This is a genomic window from Flavobacterium sp. FlaQc-28 (assembly GCF_044007415.1).
Classification (GTDB): domain Bacteria; phylum Bacteroidota; class Bacteroidia; order Flavobacteriales; family Flavobacteriaceae; genus Flavobacterium.
Map to the genome: position 1 here is coordinate 87580 of NZ_JBIPCM010000010.1, position 21160 is coordinate 108739.

Below are 21160 nucleotides of genomic sequence, written 5' to 3' on the forward strand. Positions count from 1 at the left end.
TTCTTTCGACTATTTTCATGGTTTGAAGTTATTAAATAACTATTTTTGTTCCTCCTTTTAGAGAATCTGATAGTAAAACAGATCTTTAATTTTAAAATATATTGAAAATGAAAAAAATTCAAATGGTTGACTTAAAGAGTCAATATGAAAAAATAAAAACTACTGTTGATGCTTCGATTCAAGAAGTTTTAGATACTAATACTTATATAAACGGACCTTTAGTACATCAATTTCAAAAAAATCTTGAAAATTATTTAGGTGCCAAACACGTAATTCCTTGCGCAAACGGAACAGATGCTTTGCAGATTGCCATGATGGGATTAGGTCTTCAGCCAGGTGACGAAGTTATCACTGCCGATTTTACTTTTGCAGCAACCGTTGAGGTTATTGCTTTGTTACAATTAACTCCGGTTTTAGTTGATGTTGATATGGTAAATATGAACATCGATATTGAAGCAATTAAAAAAGCAATTACGCCAAAAACAAAAGCAATTGTTCCGGTACATTTATTTGGACGCGCTGCAAATATGGATGCGATTATGGAAATTGCAGCGGAACATAATTTATATGTAATTGAAGATAATGCGCAGGCTATTGGTGCTGATTATATTTCAAAATCAGGAGTGAAGAGCAAAGTAGGAGTTATTGGTCACGTTGCAGCAACTTCATTTTTCCCATCTAAAAACTTAGGTTGTTATGGAGATGGTGGAGCAATTTTTACAAACGATGATAAATTAGCGCACATTATTCGTGGAATTGTAAATCACGGAATGTATGAACGTTATCATCATGATGTTGTGGGAGTAAATTCGCGTTTAGACAGTATTCAAGCTGGAGTTTTAAATGCAAAACTGCCTTTGTTGGATGAGTATAATAAAGCACGTCGTTTAGCGGCAACAAAATACAATGCGGCTTTTGCTGGAAATGCACATATTATTACGCCAGATTTTGATGCAAACGAAAATGATCACGTTTTTCATCAATATGTATTAAGAATTTTAGATGCTGATAGAAATGCTTTGATGCAGCACTTATTAGATAAAGGAATTCCATGTGCAATTTATTATCCAATTCCGCTGCACTCTCAAAAAGCATATGTAGATTCTCGTTATAAAGAAGAGCAATTTCCAGTTACCAATCAATTAGTAAAAGAAGTTATTGCTTTGCCAATGCATACAGAACTTGATGATGAGCAAATTAAATTTATAACAGATTCTGTGTTAGAATTTTTAAATAAATAAAATAATTAAACCAAATAAACAACAGCACAAAACAACCACAAAATGAAAGTATTAGTAACAGGAGGATTAGGATTTATTGGTTCTCATACCGTAGTCGAATTGCAAAATGAAGGCTTTGAAGTTGTGATAATTGATAATCTTTCAAACTCTACCGAAGATGTTTTAAAAGGAATTACAACAATTACAGGAAAAACACCTTTATTCGAAAAAATTGATTTAAGAGAAAAGAGTGCCGTTCAGGATTTCTTTAAAAAACACAACGATGTTACAGGAGTAATTCATTTTGCAGCGTCAAAAGCAGTTGGAGAAAGTGTTGAAAACCCATTGCTGTATTATGAAAACAACATCAGCAGTTTAGTTTATCTTTTACAGGAATTGCAGCAAAAACCAGAAGCGAGTTTTATTTTTAGTTCGTCTTGTACAGTTTATGGTCAAGCCGAAAAAATGCCAATTACCGAAGATGCTCCAGTGCAAGCTGCCATGTCGCCTTATGGGAACACTAAACAAATTGGGGAAGAAATTATTACAGATACAGCTAAAGTAACTAATATCAATGCTATTTTGCTGCGTTATTTTAACCCGGTTGGAGCGCATTCTACAAATGAAATTGGAGAATTACCAATTGGTGTTCCTCAAAATTTAGTACCGTTTATTACACAAACTGGAATAGGACTTCGCAAAGAATTGTCTGTTTTTGGAGATGATTATCCAACTCCTGATGGAACTGCTGTTCGAGATTACATTCACGTGGTAGATTTGGCAAAAGCGCACGTAATCGCTTTACAACGCTTGTTGAATAAAAAGAATTTGGCAAAAGTAGAAACCTTCAACTTAGGAACAGGAAAAGGAAGTTCGGTTCTAGAAGTAATTCATAGTTTCGAAAAAGTAAGCGATAAAAAACTGCCTTATAAAATTATGCCGCGCCGCGAAGGTGATATTACCGAAGCTTATGCAAATACAGATAAAGCAAACAATGTTTTAGGATGGAAAGCTGAATTGAGTTTAGACGAAGCAATGGCAAGTGCTTGGAAATGGGAACAAAAAGTTCGCTCGTAAAGAAAGAACTAGAAGAAAGATATATTGTCGAGACGCACAATAGTGTGTTTTAATTAATAAAAAAATACCAGATAATCGATTTTTGATTATTTGGTATTTTTTTTAAATGATTATTTCATTTTTATGAAACAAAGTTTAGATTATAAATTGATTTTTGCTCTCGCAGCGGTTGGAATTATTTGGGGGACAACGTTTTTAGGAATCAGGGTTGCGGTTGAAACTATTCCGCCTTGGTTTGTCACTTCAATTCGTCAAGGATTGGCGGGATTGATTATGATGACGATTTTGCTGTTCAAAAAAGAAATGAAATGGATTGGTTGGGGAAATTTCAAGCAACAGCTTATTCCGTCAGTTTTAATGATTGTAATTGCAAATGGTTTTACCACAATTGCTGAAAAGACTTTGCCAAGCGGATTAGCATCTGTGATAAGTGCCTTATCTCCAATATTGATATTTCTTGGAAGCATTTTAGTTGGCCTGCAAAAAATGAGTTTTAAAGGTTTTGTTGGAGTATTAATTGGATTTTCGGGAGTCGTTTTTATATTCAAAGACGGACTTGGATCGTTTTTAGATGCTGATTACAGAAGCGGAATGATGTTTATGGGATTTGCAATTTTGGCTTGGGCCATTGGAACAATTTATACTAAAACACACGCCAATAAATCAAACAATATTGTGCTTAACTTGTTTTATCAATTTACAACGGCGTCTTGTATTCAGTTGGTTTTAGCTTCTATTTTTTCACCAAATCCAGATTTTAGTTCATGGAGTTCAAGAAGTATTTTTGCAGCTTTGTATTTGTCGATTTTCGGATCTGTAATTGCTTTTTTTAGTTACAGTTATGCTTTGAAGCATGTTACAGCGGTTCAGGTTTCTATTTTAGCTTATATAAATACGATAATTGCTGTATTTTTAGGTTGGCTTCTTTTAGATGAAGTCATTACAATCGACTTTATAATTGCGACAGCGCTTATTATTCTTGGCGTTTTTATTGTAAATTACAAGAAGAGAGAAAAGAAAGCATTTGAGTCCGAAGTTTAGTGTTTCCTTTAGGTATGTCATTTCGACGAAGGAGAAATCTCCACAAGAAATTCCACAAACTTTGTCGAGCTACTCGCGAAGATTTCTCCTTCGTCGAAATGACAAAAAGCTCTGAAAAATATATTTTTCAGAGCTTTTTTCATGTAATATTTGATTTAAAAGACGAACTGCAGTCTGCCTCTGTGATTAAGCATTCGCAGTAACCGCTTCTTTGTCAATTTTATTAATCAAACCAGCTAATACTTTTCCTGGTCCAACTTCTGTAAACAAAGTTGCGCCGTCAGCGATCATTTGCTGTACAGATTGTGTCCATTTTACAGGAGCAGTCAATTGAATGATTAAGTTCTTTTTAATTTCGTTTGCATCAGAAACTGCATTTGCAGTTACATTTTGATATACTGGGCAAATAGGAGTAGAGAATGTAGTTGCTTCAATTGCAGCAGCCAATTCTTCTCTTGCTGGTTCCATCATTGGTGAGTGAAAAGCTCCTCCAACAGGTAAAATTAAAGCACGTTTTGCTCCTGCAGCTTTCATCGCTTCACAAGCTTTTTCAACAGCTGTAGTTTCTCCCGAAATTACTAATTGCCCTGGACAGTTATAATTTGCAGCAACCACAATTCCATCGATAGAAGCACAAACTTCTTCAACAATATTATCCGCTAAACCTAGAACCGCTGCCATTGTAGATGGCGTAATTTCGCAGGCCTTTTGCATAGCAAGGGCACGTTGAGAAACCAATTTCAAACCGTCTTCAAAAGATAAAGTTCCGTTGGCAACTAAAGCTGAAAATTCACCTAAAGAGTGTCCAGCAACCATTTCTGGTTTAAAATCTTCGCCTAAAGTTTTAGCTAAAATAACAGAGTGTAAAAATACAGCTGGCTGTGTTACTTTAGTTTCTTTTAGTTCTTCGGCAGTGCCTTCAAACATAATATCTGTAATTCTAAAACCTAAAATCTCATTAGCTTTTTCGAATAATTCTTTGGCTAAAGCCGAGTTTTCATATAAGTCTTTGCCCATTCCTGTAAACTGTGCGCCTTGACCTGGAAATACGTATGCTTTCATTTGTCTAATTTGTTTTTTTATTTTTTTGGAATTGAAAATTAGCTTCAATTGAAAGGCAAAAATAACACTTTTTTATTTCGTATAATCCTTAAACATATAAATCCATGCTAACCTAGAGAATCTCAAATTGAAAGAAGTTAGTAAAGTAATAACAACAGCAATGATTGGAATGATTCTTAAATCGAAATTTTTCTCAAAGAAAAACTGAGCAATACAATACGTCGCAATTCCCTGAGCGACTGTTAATCCGTAGTTTACATACATAGCCCCAAAGAAATAACCAGGCTCTTTTTGAAATTTGTAATTACAATGACTGCAGTATTCATTCATTTTTGGAAGTCCGAAAGTCAAAAAAATATTTTTGTCTGTAAATACTTTTCCTTTATGACAAATAGGACATTCGTTGCTTAATATATGAGTTAATGCGCTTGACATGATTTTGTTGTTTTTTATTTATACAAAGGTAATTCAGAGTATTATAAAAGGCTTTTTTATATCTTCGCTGATTATAGCACAATAAAGACATTTTTATGAAGAAATATCCCGTTTATAGTGTTCAGAATTTTAACTGTAATGATATTCATCGTGATTTTTATGTGAATACGTTTAAAGAGCATCTAAAAAGTCACAGTTTTGTCGAAGAACCCCATCGTCATGATTCTTATTTAATGGTGTTTTTTACCAAAGGCTCTGGATTGCATGAAGTCGATTTTGATCAATTTGAAATAAAAAGAGGCAGTTTGTTTGTACTGCAGCCTGGGCAAATGCATCATTGGAGTTTGTCTGAAGATGTAGAGGGTTTTGTAATTATTTTTTCTCAGGAATTGTATAATTTATATTTCGGACAAAAAAATATCAACGATTACAATTTTTATCATTCTATTCATAATCGTCCCGAAATGGTTTTTGAAGAAAAAGAAATTCCCAGAATTCTTTCATATTTTAATTTGCTGATTCAAGAAAGTAATGAAAATGCGAAGTATCAATTAGATAAAATGCTGAATTTATTAGATTCAATTCATATCGAAATCGCTCGCAAGTACAGCGAAACCTATTCACATCAAACGCATTCGTATAATATTAAAATCAACAAGTTTGAATCGTTATTGGAAGAGTATTTTAGAACAGAAAAACTCCCTTCTTTCTACGCAGAAAAGCTAAATATTACGCTAAAACATTTAAACCGAATCTGCAATGAAATTCTGCAAAAAACAGCCACAGAAGTAATTACAGACCGCGTAATCCTTGAGATTAAAAGAATGTTGATCGATAAGCAATTAGCGGTAAACGAAGTAGCGTTTAAAGTGGGTTACGAAGATTACTCGTATTTTTCCAGATTCTTCAAAAAACAAACAGGAATCTCACCGACAGAATTTCGAAATACAATACGATGATTAGTTTGCCACGAATTACACTAATTTCCACGAATTATTATTTTAGTTTTTGCCACAGATTAAAAGGATTATTTGGATTTTAATCTGTGGAAATCTTCTAATCTGTGGCAAAAATCATCCAGTTTTGAGAAAAAAAATTAGTGGAAATTAGTGTAATTCGTGGCAAACCCAAAAAAAAGCCTGCACTCCCGAGAAAAAGTGCAGGCTTCTTAACCAACCAAATTAAAACCTATTGTAAAGTATTAAGCTTGTTTTACAAATTGTAATTCAATGTTTAATTTCACTTCTTCTCCTACTAAAACACCTCCAGTTTCAAGAGCTGAGTTCCAGTTTAAACCCCAATCTTTACGGTTAATTTTTCCTTCTATGTTAAGACCTACTTTTGTGTTTCCCCAAGGATCAGTCATAGTTCCGCTAAATTCTACAGGAAATTTTACAGTTTTAGAGATACCCTTAATATCTAAATCACCAGTTAATTCATATTCTCCATCATTTACTTTTTTGAAAGAGGAAGCTTTGAACGCTAATTTTGGATGATTTTCAGCATCAAAGAAATCCCCGCTTCTTAAGTGACCATCTCTGTCTGCATTTGCAGTATCGATAGAAGCGATATCACCCGAAAATTGGATATCTGCATTTTCGAAATTATCTCCGTCTGAAGTAATTGTTGCATCATAAGTTCCAAATTTACCTGAAACATTTGTAAACATCATGTGTTTAACTTTAAAACCAATTTCTGAGTGTGTTGGGTCAATTGACCATTTTGTAGTTGCCATAATTTTATTTTTTAAATAATTAATTTCATTTTGATAGGACAAAGTTACGCTCGTAGTAAGTGTAATGCACTTAACCTAGATTAAGAAATAAAAAAGGAGATATTTTTTTGATTGTCAAATTTTTGTTCTCACTCTGAGCGATCCTGATCCCGAAGCCTCAGGACGGGAGAAGAGTTTTTTTTCTGCCACAGATTAAAGAGATTTCCACAGATTATTTATTCCCATGCTTCTGAAACAAAATCATTTTAATCATTTTAATCTGTGGCAAAAAAACTTGATAAAATTTGAACAAAAAAAGAAACGATAATAAGCTGAAAATCAACTTAAATATCGTTTCTGAAAAAAAATATTAATTGTAATCTTTGAATTAATAGTTCATCGGAATGTCCATCAATAAAAATTCAGCGTCTGTGTTGGCTTTAATGTTTAAAACGTCAGTTTCTGAAATTCCAACCGCATCGCGAGTGTTTAATTCCTGACCGTTGATCGTAACATTTCCTTTCAAAACAAAAGCATAAACTCCGTTTCCTTCTTTTTTGATTTTATATTCTGCTGCTATTCCAGCATCAAAATTCCCCATGTTAAACCAAGCATCTTGATGAATCCAAACTCCGTCATCATCAGCATTTGGAGATAAAACCTGAGCTAATTTATTGTGTCTGTCAGCAACATTCAAAGTAATTTGTTGGTAACGCGGCGTAACATTTCTTTTATTTGGAAACAACCAGATTTGTAATAATTTAGTCTGTTGATCAGCATTTGGGTTAAACTCACTATGCTGAATTCCGGTTCCGGCACTCATCACCTGAATATCTCCATTTTTGATGATTTCGGTATTTCCCATACTGTCTTTATGAGCCAAATCACCTTCTAATGGAATTGTAATGATTTCCATATTATCGTGAGGATGAGTTCCAAAACCCATTCCGCCCGCAATTGTGTCGTCGTTCAAAACACGAAGCGCTCCAAACTGAATTCTATCTGGATTGTACCAGCTCGCAAAACTAAAGCTGTGATAAGCGTTCAACCATCCGTGATTTGCGTTTCCTCTTGTTTCTGCTTTGTGCAATACTATATTTTCCATGATTTTGTATGTTTGTTAATTTTATAGTACAAAGATACAGTTGATGTAAGCAAAAAGGACTTAACCTAGATTAAGAAGTTATTTTGAGAGGTTCGAACGTGCAAAGTTGCAGAGGTTCAAAGGTTTTTTGCTGCACAGTTTGTCATCTCGACGGAGGAGAGATCACACAAGAGGCTCGACAAATATTGGCGATATTGCATGATGAGTTTCTTGTGTGATCCTTCGTTTCTCAGGATGACGACATTGCGAAAAATATCTAAGAAGTTTAACAATCTAAATTAACTATACTGAGAAATAAACTGCTGCACAACAGCATCTGTATTCTCATGACGTTTTTTCTTTTCCAATTCAATTGGCGGAGAAGCACGTTCCAAGCAATCTTTTACATCACAAGTCTCACAAGTAACACCCACAATTCTCTTGACTAAAGGTTTTCCTTCAATGAATTTGAATTTCTTTTTCATAGTCGGATTAATCAAAATTCCAACAGAGATACTTCGAATAGTATTATGCAAAAAAGGATCTTTAGTTGCCGATGAAAAAACCAAATATTCATTTCCGCTATGAATGTAACTCGAAATTTGCGCATCAAAAAAGTGTGGTTTATTTTGTTTGATGGCTTCGTCGATGGTTTTCACCGAAACCCATCTTCTGCAATAATGTTCGTTCGTTTCGTTGGCGTGCGGTTCCTGCTGATTGGTAATATGTAATTCTTTTTTAATATGATAAACATCAGATCCTATTTTATGCGACATTCTTAAAAAGAATAAGTTTTTGAGCTGAAAATCCTTTGGCAATAAATTAGTTAATCGTTGATAAAAGGATTCTGGAGAAACTTCAAAACTTTCAATCAGTGAAACAAATTCTTCAGGATTTGGTTTCTCATTAGTTAAAAAAGCATTCACTTTGTTTACAACCAATTGTCTAGGTAATAATAAAGCACCTGCAAAATAAGAAGCATAAAAATTATTTAAAACCTGATCGAAATTTTCAAATTTAATCCAACTGAAAGTCAGTAAACGATCTGAAATTTTTAAATAATTATAAGCGATTTCTTTAGCTAGAATAAAAGCTCTTTGCGGCGCATCGATTTCTGTCGAAAGTAATAAAGTTTTGCTTTTTGGAACGTAAATAGAACGCAAATCGCCCAAAGCTTCCTGATCTGTAAAAGCAATTTCTTGAATTTTGTATTCGTATTCTTCTTTTAAAATTGCCTCTAATTCTTCAATTGTGATTTTAGAATCCAGATTTATCTGAAATGATTTAGAAAACGTAATTACTTTTTCTTCTAAATCTTCAAAATAATTACTGTGTGCTTCCTGATACGAGCGTAAAGCAGCCAGAAAGAAACTTTCACGGCTAAGATTATAATGCTGTGCAATTTCGATTATCGTACTAATAAACGCATTGACTTTTGCAGGAGCATTTGCAATTATATCAATTAAATCGGCTTCCTGAATGCCGAAAAGCTCTAGTGGAATCTCTTTTAAAATTCCAGATTTTAAGATTTCACCAATCGGAGCGAGGTTGTTATCTAGTTTTAAAGACACCATTTGGTCGTAAGTCACGTCCAAATGTTCGCAGAGCAATAAAATTTTATCTGTTTTTGGATATTTTTTTCCCTTTTCAATCTCGTTTAAATACGATTTTGAAAGATTTGTCAATTTGGCTAAGCCAAAAAGTGATAGATTTTTTTGTGTTCGAACTTGCTTCAATTTTAGTCCGAAGATCAGCTTTATATAGTCTTTTTCAATATCCATGAACCAAATATAGCCATTATAAAAATAATCGCCAAAAAAATATTTTTAATATTTAGCGAACGTTCGCTTGTTTTGTAAAAAACTTTTTTCTAATATTGTTATGTAGAAATTATTAAAAATCAAAACGTTATGATTTCGATATTCTGAAATGAATAGAAGACAATGTAACGATGAGATTTTTTTATAATAAAAAAATAAAATCACAGCTATGAAAAACCAATTAGAAATTACCGAAACGGCAATGGAATTTTTAGCCGAAAAGAAGCTTCGTTATCCAAAAATCTGGACAGAAGAGGCAATTGTTTTTATAACCGAATTGCATAGAAAATTCGAATCACAAAGAAAATTATTGCTTTTGCAGCGAGAACAAAAACAAGTCACTTTCGATCAAGGAATTCTGCCGGTTTTTATTCCAGAAACTAAAAGCGTAAGAGAAGGCAATTGGACAGCTGGAGAAATTCCGAAAGATTTGTTAGACCGAAGGGTAGAAATTACTGGACCAGTTGATCGCAAAATGATTATCAATGCGTTGAATTCGGGAGCAAAAACTTTTATGGCCGATTTTGAAGACAGCACGTCGCCAACCTGGCAAAATTTGATGGACGGGCAAGTAAATCTAATCGATGCGGTAAACAAAACAATTACTTATACGGATTTGGTAAAACAGAAATCCTATCATTTAAATGAAAAAATTGCCACGCTGATTGTTCGACCAAGAGGTTTGCATTTGCCTGAAAAGCATCTTTTGGTTGAAGGAAATGAAGTTTCGGGTTCTTTGGTAGATTTTGGTTTGTATGTATTTCACAATCATAAACGACTTTTAGAGAACCATTCTGGACCGTATTTCTACATTCCGAAATTAGAACATTATCTGGAAGCTCGCTGGTGGAATAATGTAATTGATTTTACCGAGGATTATTTGAAACTGAAAAGAGGAACGATAAAAGTGACGGTTTTAATTGAAACCATAACAGCAAGTTTTCAGCTTGATGAAATTATTTACGAATTGAAAGAACATATCGTGGGATTGAACTGCGGGCGTTGGGATTATATTTTCTCATACATCAAAAAGTTCAGAAAAAATCCAAAATTCATTGTTCCAGATCGTGATCAGGTAACTATGACTTCACCTTTTATGAATGCCTATTCAAATTTAGTTATTCAAAGATGTCATAAAAGAGGAATACATGCGATTGGAGGAATGGCAGCGCAAATTCCGATTCGAAATAATGAAGAAGCCAATGCAATTGCTTTCGCCAAAGTAAAAACCGATAAAGAACGTGAAGTTCGAAACGGGCACGACGGAACTTGGGTGGCGCATCCAGATTTGGTTTCGCTAGCAAAAGAAATTTTTGATAAAGGAATGCCAACTCCAAATCAAATTCACATTAAAAGAGAGCATCGAAAAATTACAGAAGAGGATTTAATTGAGCCACCAATTGGAATCATCACTGAAAACGGTGTTCGAAAAAACATTAACGTAGGAGTTCTATATTTGGCTTCCTGGCTAAATGGACAAGGCGCCGCCGCATTGCATAATTTAATGGAAGACGCCGCAACGGCCGAAATTTCGAGATCGCAATTGTGGCAATGGCTTCAGAATAAAGTGGTTTTAGATAATGGACAAAAATTAGATTTGGCTTATTATCACGAATTGGCTTTAGATGAATTCAGAAAAATTAAAGAAGAATTAGGGGAAGAAAATCACGAAAAACAACAATTTCCACTTGCTGAAAAAGTATTGGAAAGATTAGTAGTAAATACTGAGTTTGTTGACTTTTTGACTATTCCATGTTACAAATATTTATAAAGAAAACGTTGAGTTTAATTTTAACGCATAGAGACGTAGGTTCAAAATGTGAAAAAAGAGGTTTTTAATAAATCTAGATTTTCACACATAGCTATGTTTGTTTAAACAAATGAAATGCCTTTAACCACAAAGAGAATCTATGTTTCTATGTGTTTAAAAACTCAACATAACAATAAACTTTACTAACCAACTTAACAATAATTACTTATGAAAACAACAGAAGATAGAATTCAGGAATTGATTAACGATTGGATCACGAACCCGAGATGGAAAGGTGTTGAACGTCCTTACACTGCGAGTGAAGTAGTTACACTTCAGGGTTCTTATCATATTGAGCATTCTATTGCCAAAATGGGAGCGCAAAAATTATGGAGAAAGTTAAAAAGTCAGGATTTTGTCGCTGGTTTGGGGGCGTTGACTGGAAATCAGGCGATTCAGGAAGTCGATGCGGGTTTAGAAGCGATTTATTTAAGTGGCTGGCAGGTAGCTGCTGATGCAAACCTGGCGGGCGAAATGTATCCTGACCAATCGCTTTATCCGGTAAACAGCGTTCCGATGGTGGTAAAAAAGATAAATAATGCGTTGTTACGTGCTGATCAAATTCAGACGGTTAACAATATTGAAGATAAAAAAGATTATTTAGTTCCGATTGTGGCTGATGCCGAAGCAGGTTTTGGGGGAAATCTAAATGCTTTCGAATTAATGAAATCAATGATTGAAGCCGGAGCTTCTGGAGTTCATTTTGAAGATCAATTGAGTTCGGCTAAAAAGTGCGGACACTTGGGAGGAAAAGTTTTAGTTCCAACTCAGGAAGCAATTAATAAATTAATTGCTGCGCGTTTGGCTTCAGATGTTATGGGGGTTTCAACTTTAATTGTGGCTAGAACTGATGCAGAAGCAGCGAATCTATTAACAAGCGACGCAGACCCAAGAGACAGAAAATTTTTAACTGGAGAAAAAACGGCAGAAGGTTTTTTCTACGTAAAGAACGGAATCGAACAGGGAATTGCAAGAGGTTTGAGCTATGCGCCTTATGCCGATTTAATTTGGATGGAAACCAGTAATCCGGATTTAGAATTTGCGAGAAAGTTTGCAACAGCTATGAAAAAAGAATTTCCAGATAAAATGTTGGCATACAATTGTTCTCCGTCTTTCAATTGGGCTGCGAAATTAACAGTTGCCGAAATGGAAACGTTTAGAGAAGATTTAGCTGCAATGGGGTATAAATTCCAATTTATTACTTTGGCTGGATTTCATGCTTTGAATACAAGTATGTTTGAATTGTCAAGAGCTTATAAAGAGCGAGGTATGGCAGGATATTCTGAATTGCAAGAACGTGAATTTGCTTTACAGAAAAACGGATTCAGAGCTGTAAAACATCAAGCTTTTGTGGGGACTTCTTATTTTGATGCGGTTCAAAATACGGTTATGATTGGAAAATCAACCCTAACAGCGATGGAGCATTCTACGGAGGTTGAGCAATTTTAATTCAAAAAGAAAAGCCAGTTCATTGAACTGGCTTTATTTTTTTGCAGCAGATTATAAGGATTTTTTTTAGCCACGAATTACACTAATTTACACTAATTTTCTTTTAATTTAATTCGTGAAAATTCGTGTAATTCGTGGTAACATTTTTTTTAATCCTTTCAATCTGTGAAATCTGTGGCAAAAAAACTATTTCTTCAAAAGACGAGCTTTCATTTTGCTGAAGAATTCTGGTGTTACTCCAATGAAAGAAGCGATTTGTTTTTGAGGAACTTTATGAACTAATGTTCCGTATTTTTTAGTGAATTTTTCAAATCGTTCTTCGGCAGGTAAACTCAAGTTATCCATTAATCTTTGCTGATTCGCAACGAGTGAATTTTCTATTAAAATTCTAAAAAAGCGTTCCAGTTTTGGAATTTCAAGAAAGAGTTGTTCCTGATTTTCTTTGGATAAAGAAACAACTTCTGCGTCTTCCAGAACTTCAATAAAAAGCTGTCCTGGTTTTTGTGAAAAATAACTGTACATATCGCTCATCCACCAGCCTTCGCAGGCAAATGAAAGTACATGTTCGACAATATTATCGTTGATATTGAAACTTCTTAAAATACCCGAGTTTACAAAATAAGAATGTTTGCAAACTTCGCCGGCGTTTAATAAAATCGTTTTGGCTTTATAAATCTTAGTTTCTGTTTTAGACAAAAAAAGAGCCTGTTCTTCGGGTGTTAATGAAACGTGTTTGGCGATATTTTCAAGAATTAACGCCATTATTTTTCGTTTACTAAAGTGAATGAAGTAGCTTTAAAACGATTTTTTTCGATTGTTCCGGTTACTGTTGCCTTTTTGACTGCATTGCAAAATCCGTCTTCAGCGTGAGCATCACCATGATCATCGATTTTTGTTCCGTCAACGAAATAGGTTTTTCCATCAATACGAACGGCTAAATCACAGCTTTTGCCTTTCATTCCAAATTGACATTCTCCACAAGCAGCTTCTACAACTGTTGGTTTGTCAATTACTTTTTTTGATTGAGCCTGAACTGCGATTCCGATAAATAGGAAGAGCATGAATGTTAGTTTTTTCATTTTTAAGAATTTATAGTTATTAATTTTGCCGTTTCTTTGGCACGGTCTGTTACTTTTTCGATTGGAGTGGTTAATGAATCATGACTTAAAATAACTCCCATTCGGCGATACGGTCTTGAAGTTGGTTTACCAAAAATCCTGAAATCGGTTTTTGGTAAAGCAGCCACTTTTTCGATTCCGGTAAAAGTTGGATTTGTTGAATCTTCTGATGCTAAAATTACAGCACTTGCTCCAGCTTTTTCTAAAGTAATTTCGAAAATTGGAAGACTTAAAATCGCTCTTAAATGTAATTCGAATTCGTTGAAATTCTGCGTTCCGGCCAAAGTTACCATTCCGGTATCATGCGGACGCGGCGAAAGTTCAGAGAAATAAACGCCTTCTTTCGTTAGGAAAAATTCAACGCCAAAAAGTCCAGCGCCGCCAAGTGCTTCGGTAATTTTTTCGGCCATGTCCTGCGCTTCGTACAAATCGGCTTCAGAAACTTGTGCCGGCTGCCAGCTTTCCTGATAATCGCCGCGTTCTTGTCTGTGGCCAATTGGAGCGCAAAACAAAGTTGGATTACCATTTTGAGTAACTGTTAAAAGCGTAATTTCTGAATCAAAATCAACAAAAGCCTCAACAATAACTTCAATAACATCGCCACGCGAACCTGCAACAGCATATTGCCATGCTTTTTCGATATCACTTTCTGTTTTGATTGTTGATTGCCCTTTTCCTGAGGATGACATTAAAGGTTTTACGACGCAAGGAATTCCAACTTCCTGAACGGCTTTTTGCAATTCTTCTGCTGAAGTTGCGTATTGGTATTTGGCTGTTTTTAGCCCGAGTTCTTTCGCTGCTAAATCACGAATTGCTTTACGATTCATAGTGAAATTTGCCGCTTTCGCTGAAGGAACAACGGTGATTCCCTGTTTTTCGTAATCGTAAAAACGTTCGGTGCGAATGGCTTCTATTTCAGGAACGATAAAATCGGGTTGGTGTTTGGCTACAATTCGATCAAGCGCTTCACCGTCAAGCATATTGATGACTTCAAAACCGTGGGCAACTTGCATGGCTGGTGCATTTTCGTAACTGTCAACTGCAATTATGGTTTGTCCGATTCGTTGTGCGGCAATGACAAATTCTTTGCCTAATTCGCCTGAACCTAGAAGGAGTATTTTCATTTTGAAGTGTTGTATTGTTTGAGTAGTAAAAGTACAGAAAAATGCTTTTAACCGCAAAGTTCGCAAAGAATTACGCAAAGAACGCTAAGTTTTTGTTTTTAAGTTAAAAGAAATGTGCAAAAAGGTTTTCACGCAGATTTTGCCGATTGTGCAGATTTTAATTTTATTTTTTTAGAAACATTAATCATGCAGTTTGTCATTTCGAGGAACGAGAAATCTCCACGAGTAACTCTACAAAGATTGGCTTATTGGAACGGAGTTACTTGCGAAGATTTCTCGTTCGTCGAAATGACAAGATTGTGTGTATATGAATACTGGAAAACGAAAACGCTCTTATAAAACCGTTCGCGTGAGGGATAGCAGTGGAAAGCCCACAGCCTGACGAAGGAAGTGCGAGGACTTGTAACGGATAGCCCGACCCGGAGGGACACGCCAAAATAAAAAACCGATACTTCTTTTAAAAAGTATCGGTTTGTATATTAATGAAAATGATCTTCCTCAATCTCAAATTCGGCATCTTTTTCCCAGATTTCCATTTCGCAGGGTTTGCAGTTGAATTTTAGTTTGTATTCAAGTTCTCCCTGTTTCAATACTAAAGGCTCTTTTACCTTAACACCAACGATATCTTTTTGGTGTATCGGGCATTTTTTTAATTCGTATTTGATGCAATATTTGGTTGTCATTACACGAGATTTTCCTGGATCCCATTGTAATTCGAATGCTTTTTCGATTTCGGTTACACCGTGGCGTTCGTAGAATTTACGAGCCGTTTTGTTTGAAACGTTGTACATGAAATCCAATTTGGTTTCAGGATACGGATGTGAAGTTTTTACCATTTGGTGTTCCTCACGTTTGTAATTTGCCAAACGAATTTCGCTCAACTGATCGTAAACCGTTCTTCTCATTTCGTTGATTTTTGAAATAGGAAGGAACCAGTTTTGAGAGAACATAATGTTGATTTCATTCGCCGTATAAGGCGTAAAACCTGTTTTTGCCAATTGCGTTTTGATGTTTTCTTCGATTGATTCGCCCGTTTTTGTCTGCTCTTTAGCATGTTCTAAATTCACAATACTTACATTTCCGTCTTCGTCGGTTGCGATTAATTCGAAACCAGTTTCAGTTTCTGTCAGCAATAAAGAGGTGCTTAATTTACGAACAGCACTATCTTCTCTTTCCACAATTTTGATGAAAGCGGCGTCGTTATTTCTGTAGATGAAAGTTCCATCTTTTATTTCTTTTAAAACGTTCGGGTAAATTTTACCGTTTTCGGCTTTGTTTACATAAATTCCGTCCGCTTCGTTGTTTTCGTTGATGAAACAAAGTCCGTCACCGTTGTTTAGGAATTCGCCGTTTTCAATTTCGTAAGCGTTTCCAACCGTTCTAATTAGTTTACCAATATATTGACCTTTTGATTTTGGGCTTTCCCAAGAACCAATTGAGCTGTGTCTTTCGTTTACGAAATAATCCGTATAACCACGGTTGAAAGTTCTGTTCAAAGAGGAGTCAAAAGTATAAGTGCAAGTTCCAGAAGAGGCTTTCATGTATTTTTCGCTTCCTTCTCCTTCTAAATAATTGTCTAGTTTTTGACGTAAATAAGACACGTTATTTTTTACATAAACCACATCTTTCAAACGTCCTTCAATTTTAAAAGAAACGATTCCAGCTTCAATTAAATTCGGAATTTGCTCTGAAATATCTAAATCTTTTATCGAAAGCAAGTGACTGTTTCTGATTAAAGTTTCTCCGTTTCCGTCGATTAAGTTATACGGTAAACGACAGTTTTGTGCGCAAGAACCACGATTGGCGCTGCGTTCTCCGTTTGCCACACTCATATAACAGTTTCCACTGAAGGAAACACATAAAGCTCCGGTTACGAAAAATTCTAATTCAACATCAGCTTCGTCGTAAATCGTTTTAATTTGATGCAAGTTCAATTCACGGGCCAAAACCACACGTTTGATTCCGGCATCTTTTAAGAATTTAATTTTATCGGCATCTCGATTATTGGCTTGTGTGCTGGCGTGAAGTACAATAGGAGGTAAGTCCATTTCCATAATAGCCATATCTTGAATGATCAAGGCATCAACACCAATATCGTATAACTCCCAGATCATTGAGCGACACGTTTCAAGTTCGTTATCGTATAAAATAGTATTCATAACGACAAAAACCTGAGCGTTAAATAAATGCGCATATTGTACTAGAGCAGCAACATCTTCAATAGAGTTGTTGGCGTTAGAACGTGCACCAAATTGTGGCGCTCCAATATATACTGCATCGGCGCCACTGTTGATGGCTGCCATTCCTCCAATTAAATCTTTAGCAGGAGCTAATATTTCGATTTTCTTCTTCATTTCTAAAACTTTAGACTTTTGTGGTATTCCCGAAAAAAAGTGTGCAAAGGTCTTATAAAATATTTGAGTTTGCTAATGCTGAAGCGATTTTTTTTGAGTTATACTAAAAATAAAAGCTTCGAACTTAAAGGTCGAAGCTTTTTGATGTTAACTTTATTAAATACCAAAAAAGGGGGTATTTGTACCATATTGTTTTGAAGTTAATATTCAAATATAGTTATTGAAGAAGCTGTTCCATTTGTGTAATCGGTAGTAGTGATCTGTTTAATGAGATAACCTTCTTTATTATAAATATAATACTCCTTTATTGGTCTATTGGCATACCAAAGCCAATCTGTTATGTGAGTAGTTGGTGTGCATAAGTAGTTACTATAATCCTCACCCTGAGTTTTCATATAATTTAGAATTGGATAACCTGATATTTTATACCAGGCTTCATTTGCATAAACTCCGGGTTTACTAGTATCAACATTATATACATCTTCATTAAGGCTGTAATGTTCTTGACCAGCTACTAGGTGACCTGTTTTGTCATAAGTTTGCATCCAGTAAAATGCTAAAACTTTAGTTTTGTTATCGCCCAGATCCATGTGAACTAAGTCTATTATAAACCTATGACCCGAAATGTTAGGGAAGTTAATGTTGTTGTATGGGACATATCTTTTTGCTTGAGTGATTCTATCTAAATTATCATAAGAATACTGAACAGTAATACCGTCTTTGGTATTTAATTCGCTAATATTACCTCTTGTGTCGTACAAATATCTGTCTTCGGTAGTGGTATTTACTTTTCCGTTAGAATAAGTAAAAGTATCCATGAAATCTATATTGGTACTTGCCTGATTACCATTAAAACCAGCTAAGTATTTTTTAGTCGATTTTAATTGTTTTTTTTCATCATACTCGTAATCAGTTCTACTTCCCCACCAACGAGTCAGGGTGTCCTTAAATGTGTTTAATGAATCTTTAATAGCGGCTTCTTGGCTGAAGTTAGGCACATTTTTATAATAATAAACTCTTTTTACTAATTTTAAATTATCTTCAACTTTCTTTGCTGTTAATGATTTAATATTATTAGTAATTGCTGGTTTAAGTTGAGCTTTGACGATTGGAGGTATTGATGGTATAATAGGTTCAGCTGGAACATTACCTTCTGGTGCAGTAGGAGTAGGAGTTTCTTCGCTCGCACAACTAATTACAATAAAGGTTAATATAATTGCGAGTAGTGTTTTTTTCATTTTCGATTTGTTTTGGTTACAACGAAAGTAGGATTTTTTTTTATTTTAACAATAAACAAAAAATTACTTCGTCAAAAGTCATAAGTGGTTAGCATAAAAAAACAGCTTAAAGTATAAAAGTGATGAAACTTTTGAACCTTAAGCCGTTTTCAATAAAACTTATTTATGTTGTTATGCAGTCAAAGCTTCTTTGATTCTGCGTAGTGCTTCTTTTAAAATATCGTCGCTTGTTGCGTAAGAGAAACGAATACAATTTGGATTTCCGAAAGCATCACCAGTTACGGTTGCAACGTTGGCTTCAGCTAAAAGATACATTGAAACATCGTTTGCATCTTTAATTTCAGTTCCTTTTAAAGTTTTTCCGAAGAAAGAAGAAACGTCTGGGAATACGTAAAATGCTCCTTCTGGAACGTTGATTTTTACTCCAGGAATTTCTTTTAATAATCCAACTACTAAATCTCTACGTGTATGGAAAGCCTGAACCATGTGGTTTAATACACTTGGATCTGCATCTACAGCCGTAATTGTAGCGCGTTGTGCTACAGAATTTGCTCCAGATGTTACTTGTCCTTGAATTTTTGTACATGCTTTTGCGATGAATTCCGGTGCTCCAATATAACCAATTCTGTATCCTGTCATGGCGAAAGCTTTTGCAACTCCGTTTACAGTGATTGTTCTTTCTAACATTCCTGGGATTGAACCTATACTGCAGAAAGTTCCAGAGAAATTAATATGCTCATAGATTTCATCTGCAACTACGTAAATATTTGGATGTTTTTCTAAAACTTTAGCCAGTGCCGTTAATTCTTCTCTACTGTAAACAGATCCTGAAGGATTACAAGGAGAAGAAAACCACATCATTTTTGTTTTTGGTGTGATGGCAGCTTCTAATTGTTCCGGTGTAATTTTGAAATCTGTATCTACAGAAGTCGGAACTTCAACAGGAACTCCTCCTGAAAGTTTAACGATTTCGAAATAAGAAACCCAATATGGTGCAGGTAAAATAACTTCATCACCATCGTTTAACATTACTTGTGCAATGTTATATAAAGATTGTTTTGCTCCTGTAGAAACTACGATTTGAGTTGGTTTATACTCTAATCCGTTGTCTCTTTTAAATTTTCTGCAGATTGCTTCTCTTAATTCAAGGTAACCTTCTACTGGAGAATATGTGCTATAATTTTCGTCTACTGCTTTTTTAACAGCTTCTTTAATAAAGTCAGGTGTATTAAAGTCAGGCTCACCTAAACTTAAACTGATAATGTCTTTTCCTTGTGCTTTTAATTCGCGAGCTAATGCTGCCATTGCTAATGTTTGTGAAGTCGCAAGGTTGTTGATTCTGTCTGAAAGAATATGGTTCATTATAAAAATTTTGAATGTCCTTAATTTTCAACTTTTAATTAAGGAAGGTTATTATTAATAGATTTTTTTTAGCTTAAACTGATAATTCAGGTTTCATTCCTAAATCGCGTAAATGCTTAAAGTGTGCAATAATAGCACTTCGCATTGTTTTGTATTCATAATAAGGTAAGTTGCACTCCTTTGCAGTTTCTTTTACGATTTTTGCAATTTTACCATAATGTATGTGACTTATATTTGGAAAAATATGATGTTCGATTTGATGATTCAATCCTCCTGTGTACCAGTTAACAATTGCATTTTTTGGAGCAAAATTTGTTGTAGTAAACAATTGGTGAATTGCCCAAGTATTGTCCATTTCTCCTAACTCATTTGGAGTTGGATTTGTAGTGTGTTCTACAACGTGAGCTAATTGAAAAACAACACTTAAGATTAATCCTGCAGTGTAATGCATTACGAAAAAGCCAAGAAGAACTTTCCACCAAGTAATTCCTATTACAATTGGTAAAACAATCCAAATGGAAACATATATGATTTTGGTTATGATTAAAGTTGTCCAAAGAATTTTTGGGCTTTTTGGTTCACCATAAGATAATTTTCTTTTAAGGTAGTTTCTCATTTGCTTAAAATCGGTAGTAATGGCCCAATTAAAAGTCAATAACCCATACAAGAAAACAGAATAATAATGTTGAAAACGATGAAAACTATGCCATTTTGCATCTTGAGTAAAACGGATAATTCTTCCAGCGTCTAAATCTTCGTCATGCCCTGGAATGTTGGTATATGTATGATGAAGCACATTATGCTGTACCTGCCAGTTATAAACATTTCCTGCCAGTACATAAATAGTACCTCCCATAAATTTGTTAATCCAGTTTATATTAGAATACGACCCATGATTTCCATCATGCATTACATTCATTCCAACACCAGCCATACCAATACCAATTACGATCGATAAAAGAAGCATTACCCAAAATGGCATATTAAGTGTAAGGATTAAAAAATACGGAGTAAGAAAAACCGCGAACAGAATAACAGCTTTTAAGTGCAGCTTCCAGTTTCCGGTTTTCTGAATGTTGTTCTCTTTAAAGTAATTGTTTACCCGAGAGTTAAGTGTTCTGAAAAACTTCAGATTGTCTTGCCTTGCAAAAGTTGGAGCAGTGTTATTCATAATTAATTTAAATAGGTTTCAAAGGTAATTATTATAAATTCTCAATTTGCAAAATTGAGTTAAATATTTCAATCGTAAAGT

General features: G+C 34.7%; 18 protein-coding genes. 6 read left to right on the forward strand and 12 right to left on the reverse strand.

Annotated features, from left to right (window positions below):
* Positions 1 to 107: 107 nt before the first annotated feature.
* The 3 genes from ACHRVL_RS20630 to ACHRVL_RS20640 all read left to right on the forward strand — a co-directional run bounded on the left by ACHRVL_RS20630 (position 108) and on the right by ACHRVL_RS20640 (position 3338).
* Complete coding sequence (locus tag ACHRVL_RS20630; protein WP_395415219.1) at positions 108 to 1241, forward strand: DegT/DnrJ/EryC1/StrS family aminotransferase; 1134 nt, start codon at positions 108 to 110, stop codon at positions 1239 to 1241.
* Positions 1242 to 1283: 42 nt separating this feature from the next.
* Positions 1284 to 2297 (forward strand): UDP-glucose 4-epimerase GalE, encoded by a 1014-nt coding sequence (galE, locus tag ACHRVL_RS20635; RefSeq protein WP_395415220.1) that lies wholly within the window; start codon positions 1284 to 1286, stop codon positions 2295 to 2297.
* A 123-nt stretch (positions 2298 to 2420) separates the two neighbouring features.
* Positions 2421 to 3338, forward strand: a complete 918-nt coding sequence (locus ACHRVL_RS20640) for a DMT family transporter (RefSeq protein WP_395415222.1) — start codon at positions 2421 to 2423, stop codon at positions 3336 to 3338.
* A gap of 186 nt (positions 3339 to 3524) precedes the next feature.
* Here ACHRVL_RS20640 and fabD read toward each other — a convergent pair whose 3' ends face one another.
* Entirely contained in the window at positions 3525 to 4400 is an 876-nt protein-coding gene (gene fabD / locus ACHRVL_RS20645) for an ACP S-malonyltransferase (protein WP_073489107.1), read from the reverse strand.
* A 72-nt stretch (positions 4401 to 4472) separates the two neighbouring features.
* Complete coding sequence (locus ACHRVL_RS20650; RefSeq protein WP_071636409.1) at positions 4473 to 4835, reverse strand: DUF983 domain-containing protein; 363 nt, start codon at positions 4833 to 4835, stop codon at positions 4473 to 4475.
* 95 nt (positions 4836 to 4930) lie between these two features.
* Here ACHRVL_RS20650 and ACHRVL_RS20655 point away from each other — a divergent pair, with 95 nt between their 5' ends.
* On the forward strand, positions 4931 to 5794 hold the full coding sequence (locus ACHRVL_RS20655) for a helix-turn-helix domain-containing protein (RefSeq protein ID WP_099720251.1): 864 nt from the start codon (positions 4931 to 4933) through the stop codon (positions 5792 to 5794).
* A gap of 242 nt (positions 5795 to 6036) precedes the next feature.
* Here ACHRVL_RS20655 and ACHRVL_RS20660 read toward each other — a convergent pair whose 3' ends face one another.
* The 3 genes from ACHRVL_RS20660 to ACHRVL_RS20670 all read right to left on the reverse strand — a co-directional run bounded on the left by ACHRVL_RS20660 (position 6037) and on the right by ACHRVL_RS20670 (position 9414).
* A complete protein-coding gene (locus ACHRVL_RS20660) occupies positions 6037 to 6570 on the reverse strand; it encodes a YceI family protein (protein WP_089054976.1) in 534 nt (177 codons plus the stop codon).
* A 367-nt stretch (positions 6571 to 6937) separates the two neighbouring features.
* Positions 6938 to 7654 carry a pirin family protein gene (locus tag ACHRVL_RS20665; protein WP_395415225.1) on the reverse strand — a complete coding sequence of 239 codons (717 nt, stop codon included), beginning with the start codon at positions 7652 to 7654 and terminating at the stop codon, positions 6938 to 6940.
* Positions 7655 to 7932: 278 nt separating this feature from the next.
* A complete protein-coding gene (locus ACHRVL_RS20670) occupies positions 7933 to 9414 on the reverse strand; it encodes a helix-turn-helix domain-containing protein (RefSeq protein WP_395415227.1) in 1482 nt (493 codons plus the stop codon).
* Positions 9415 to 9622: 208 nt separating this feature from the next.
* On the opposite strand from ACHRVL_RS20670, the gene aceB reads away from it, so the two are divergent.
* Both aceB and aceA read left to right on the forward strand, forming a co-directional pair.
* Complete coding sequence (gene aceB, locus ACHRVL_RS20675) at positions 9623 to 11224, forward strand: malate synthase A (RefSeq protein ID WP_395415229.1); 1602 nt, start codon at positions 9623 to 9625, stop codon at positions 11222 to 11224.
* 207 nt (positions 11225 to 11431) lie between these two features.
* On the forward strand, positions 11432 to 12712 hold the full coding sequence (gene aceA / locus ACHRVL_RS20680; RefSeq protein ID WP_395415231.1) for an isocitrate lyase: 1281 nt from the start codon (positions 11432 to 11434) through the stop codon (positions 12710 to 12712).
* Positions 12713 to 12898: 186 nt separating this feature from the next.
* Here aceA and ACHRVL_RS20685 read toward each other — a convergent pair whose 3' ends face one another.
* The 7 genes from ACHRVL_RS20685 to ACHRVL_RS20715 form a co-directional block, all read right to left on the reverse strand.
* Complete coding sequence (locus ACHRVL_RS20685) at positions 12899 to 13474, reverse strand: Crp/Fnr family transcriptional regulator (protein WP_395415232.1); 576 nt, start codon at positions 13472 to 13474, stop codon at positions 12899 to 12901.
* Entirely contained in the window at positions 13474 to 13791 is a 318-nt protein-coding gene (locus tag ACHRVL_RS20690) for a DUF6370 family protein (RefSeq protein WP_395415233.1), read from the reverse strand. Before ACHRVL_RS20690 ends, ACHRVL_RS20685 begins: the two co-directional genes overlap by 1 nt.
* Before the next feature lie 2 nt (positions 13792 to 13793).
* The gene (purT, locus tag ACHRVL_RS20695) at positions 13794 to 14969 is read right to left on the reverse strand and encodes a formate-dependent phosphoribosylglycinamide formyltransferase (protein WP_395415320.1); all 1176 of its coding nucleotides are present in this window, start codon (positions 14967 to 14969) and stop codon (positions 13794 to 13796) included.
* 464 nt (positions 14970 to 15433) lie between these two features.
* Positions 15434 to 17308, reverse strand: a complete 1875-nt coding sequence (locus tag ACHRVL_RS20700) for a U32 family peptidase (protein ID WP_395415235.1) — start codon at positions 17306 to 17308, stop codon at positions 15434 to 15436.
* A gap of 200 nt (positions 17309 to 17508) precedes the next feature.
* Positions 17509 to 18546, reverse strand: coding sequence for a hypothetical protein (locus tag ACHRVL_RS20705; protein WP_395415236.1), 1038 nt, complete (start codon positions 18544 to 18546; stop codon positions 17509 to 17511).
* Between the two features lie 171 nt (positions 18547 to 18717).
* Positions 18718 to 19908, reverse strand: coding sequence for a pyridoxal phosphate-dependent aminotransferase (locus ACHRVL_RS20710; protein ID WP_089058197.1), 1191 nt, complete (start codon positions 19906 to 19908; stop codon positions 18718 to 18720).
* Positions 19909 to 19981: 73 nt separating this feature from the next.
* Positions 19982 to 21079, reverse strand: coding sequence for an acyl-CoA desaturase (locus ACHRVL_RS20715; protein ID WP_129023947.1), 1098 nt, complete (start codon positions 21077 to 21079; stop codon positions 19982 to 19984).
* Positions 21080 to 21160: the final 81 nt, after the last annotated feature.

Coding starts and splice junctions, on each gene's coding strand:
- ACHRVL_RS20705 (WP_395415236.1), bottom strand. CDS start 18,546: ATGAAAAAAACACTACTCGCAATTATATTAACCTTTATTGTAATTAGT.
- ACHRVL_RS20655 (WP_099720251.1), top strand. CDS start 4,931: ATGAAGAAATATCCCGTTTATAGTGTTCAGAATTTTAACTGTAATGAT.
- ACHRVL_RS20660 (WP_089054976.1), bottom strand. CDS start 6,570: ATGGCAACTACAAAATGGTCAATTGACCCAACACACTCAGAAATTGGT.
- ACHRVL_RS20630 (WP_395415219.1), top strand. CDS start 108: ATGAAAAAAATTCAAATGGTTGACTTAAAGAGTCAATATGAAAAAATA.
- aceA (WP_395415231.1), top strand. CDS start 11,432: ATGAAAACAACAGAAGATAGAATTCAGGAATTGATTAACGATTGGATC.
- ACHRVL_RS20700 (WP_395415235.1), bottom strand. CDS start 17,308: ATGAAGAAGAAAATCGAAATATTAGCTCCTGCTAAAGATTTAATTGGA.
- ACHRVL_RS20685 (WP_395415232.1), bottom strand. CDS start 13,474: ATGGCGTTAATTCTTGAAAATATCGCCAAACACGTTTCATTAACACCC.
- ACHRVL_RS20650 (WP_071636409.1), bottom strand. CDS start 4,835: ATGTCAAGCGCATTAACTCATATATTAAGCAACGAATGTCCTATTTGT.
- ACHRVL_RS20715 (WP_129023947.1), bottom strand. CDS start 21,079: ATGAATAACACTGCTCCAACTTTTGCAAGGCAAGACAATCTGAAGTTT.
- ACHRVL_RS20665 (WP_395415225.1), bottom strand. CDS start 7,654: ATGGAAAATATAGTATTGCACAAAGCAGAAACAAGAGGAAACGCAAAT.
- ACHRVL_RS20670 (WP_395415227.1), bottom strand. CDS start 9,414: ATGGATATTGAAAAAGACTATATAAAGCTGATCTTCGGACTAAAATTG.
- ACHRVL_RS20640 (WP_395415222.1), top strand. CDS start 2,421: ATGAAACAAAGTTTAGATTATAAATTGATTTTTGCTCTCGCAGCGGTT.
- ACHRVL_RS20710 (WP_089058197.1), bottom strand. CDS start 19,908: ATGAACCATATTCTTTCAGACAGAATCAACAACCTTGCGACTTCACAA.
- galE (WP_395415220.1), top strand. CDS start 1,284: ATGAAAGTATTAGTAACAGGAGGATTAGGATTTATTGGTTCTCATACC.
- ACHRVL_RS20690 (WP_395415233.1), bottom strand. CDS start 13,791: ATGAAAAAACTAACATTCATGCTCTTCCTATTTATCGGAATCGCAGTT.
- fabD (WP_073489107.1), bottom strand. CDS start 4,400: ATGAAAGCATACGTATTTCCAGGTCAAGGCGCACAGTTTACAGGAATG.
- aceB (WP_395415229.1), top strand. CDS start 9,623: ATGAAAAACCAATTAGAAATTACCGAAACGGCAATGGAATTTTTAGCC.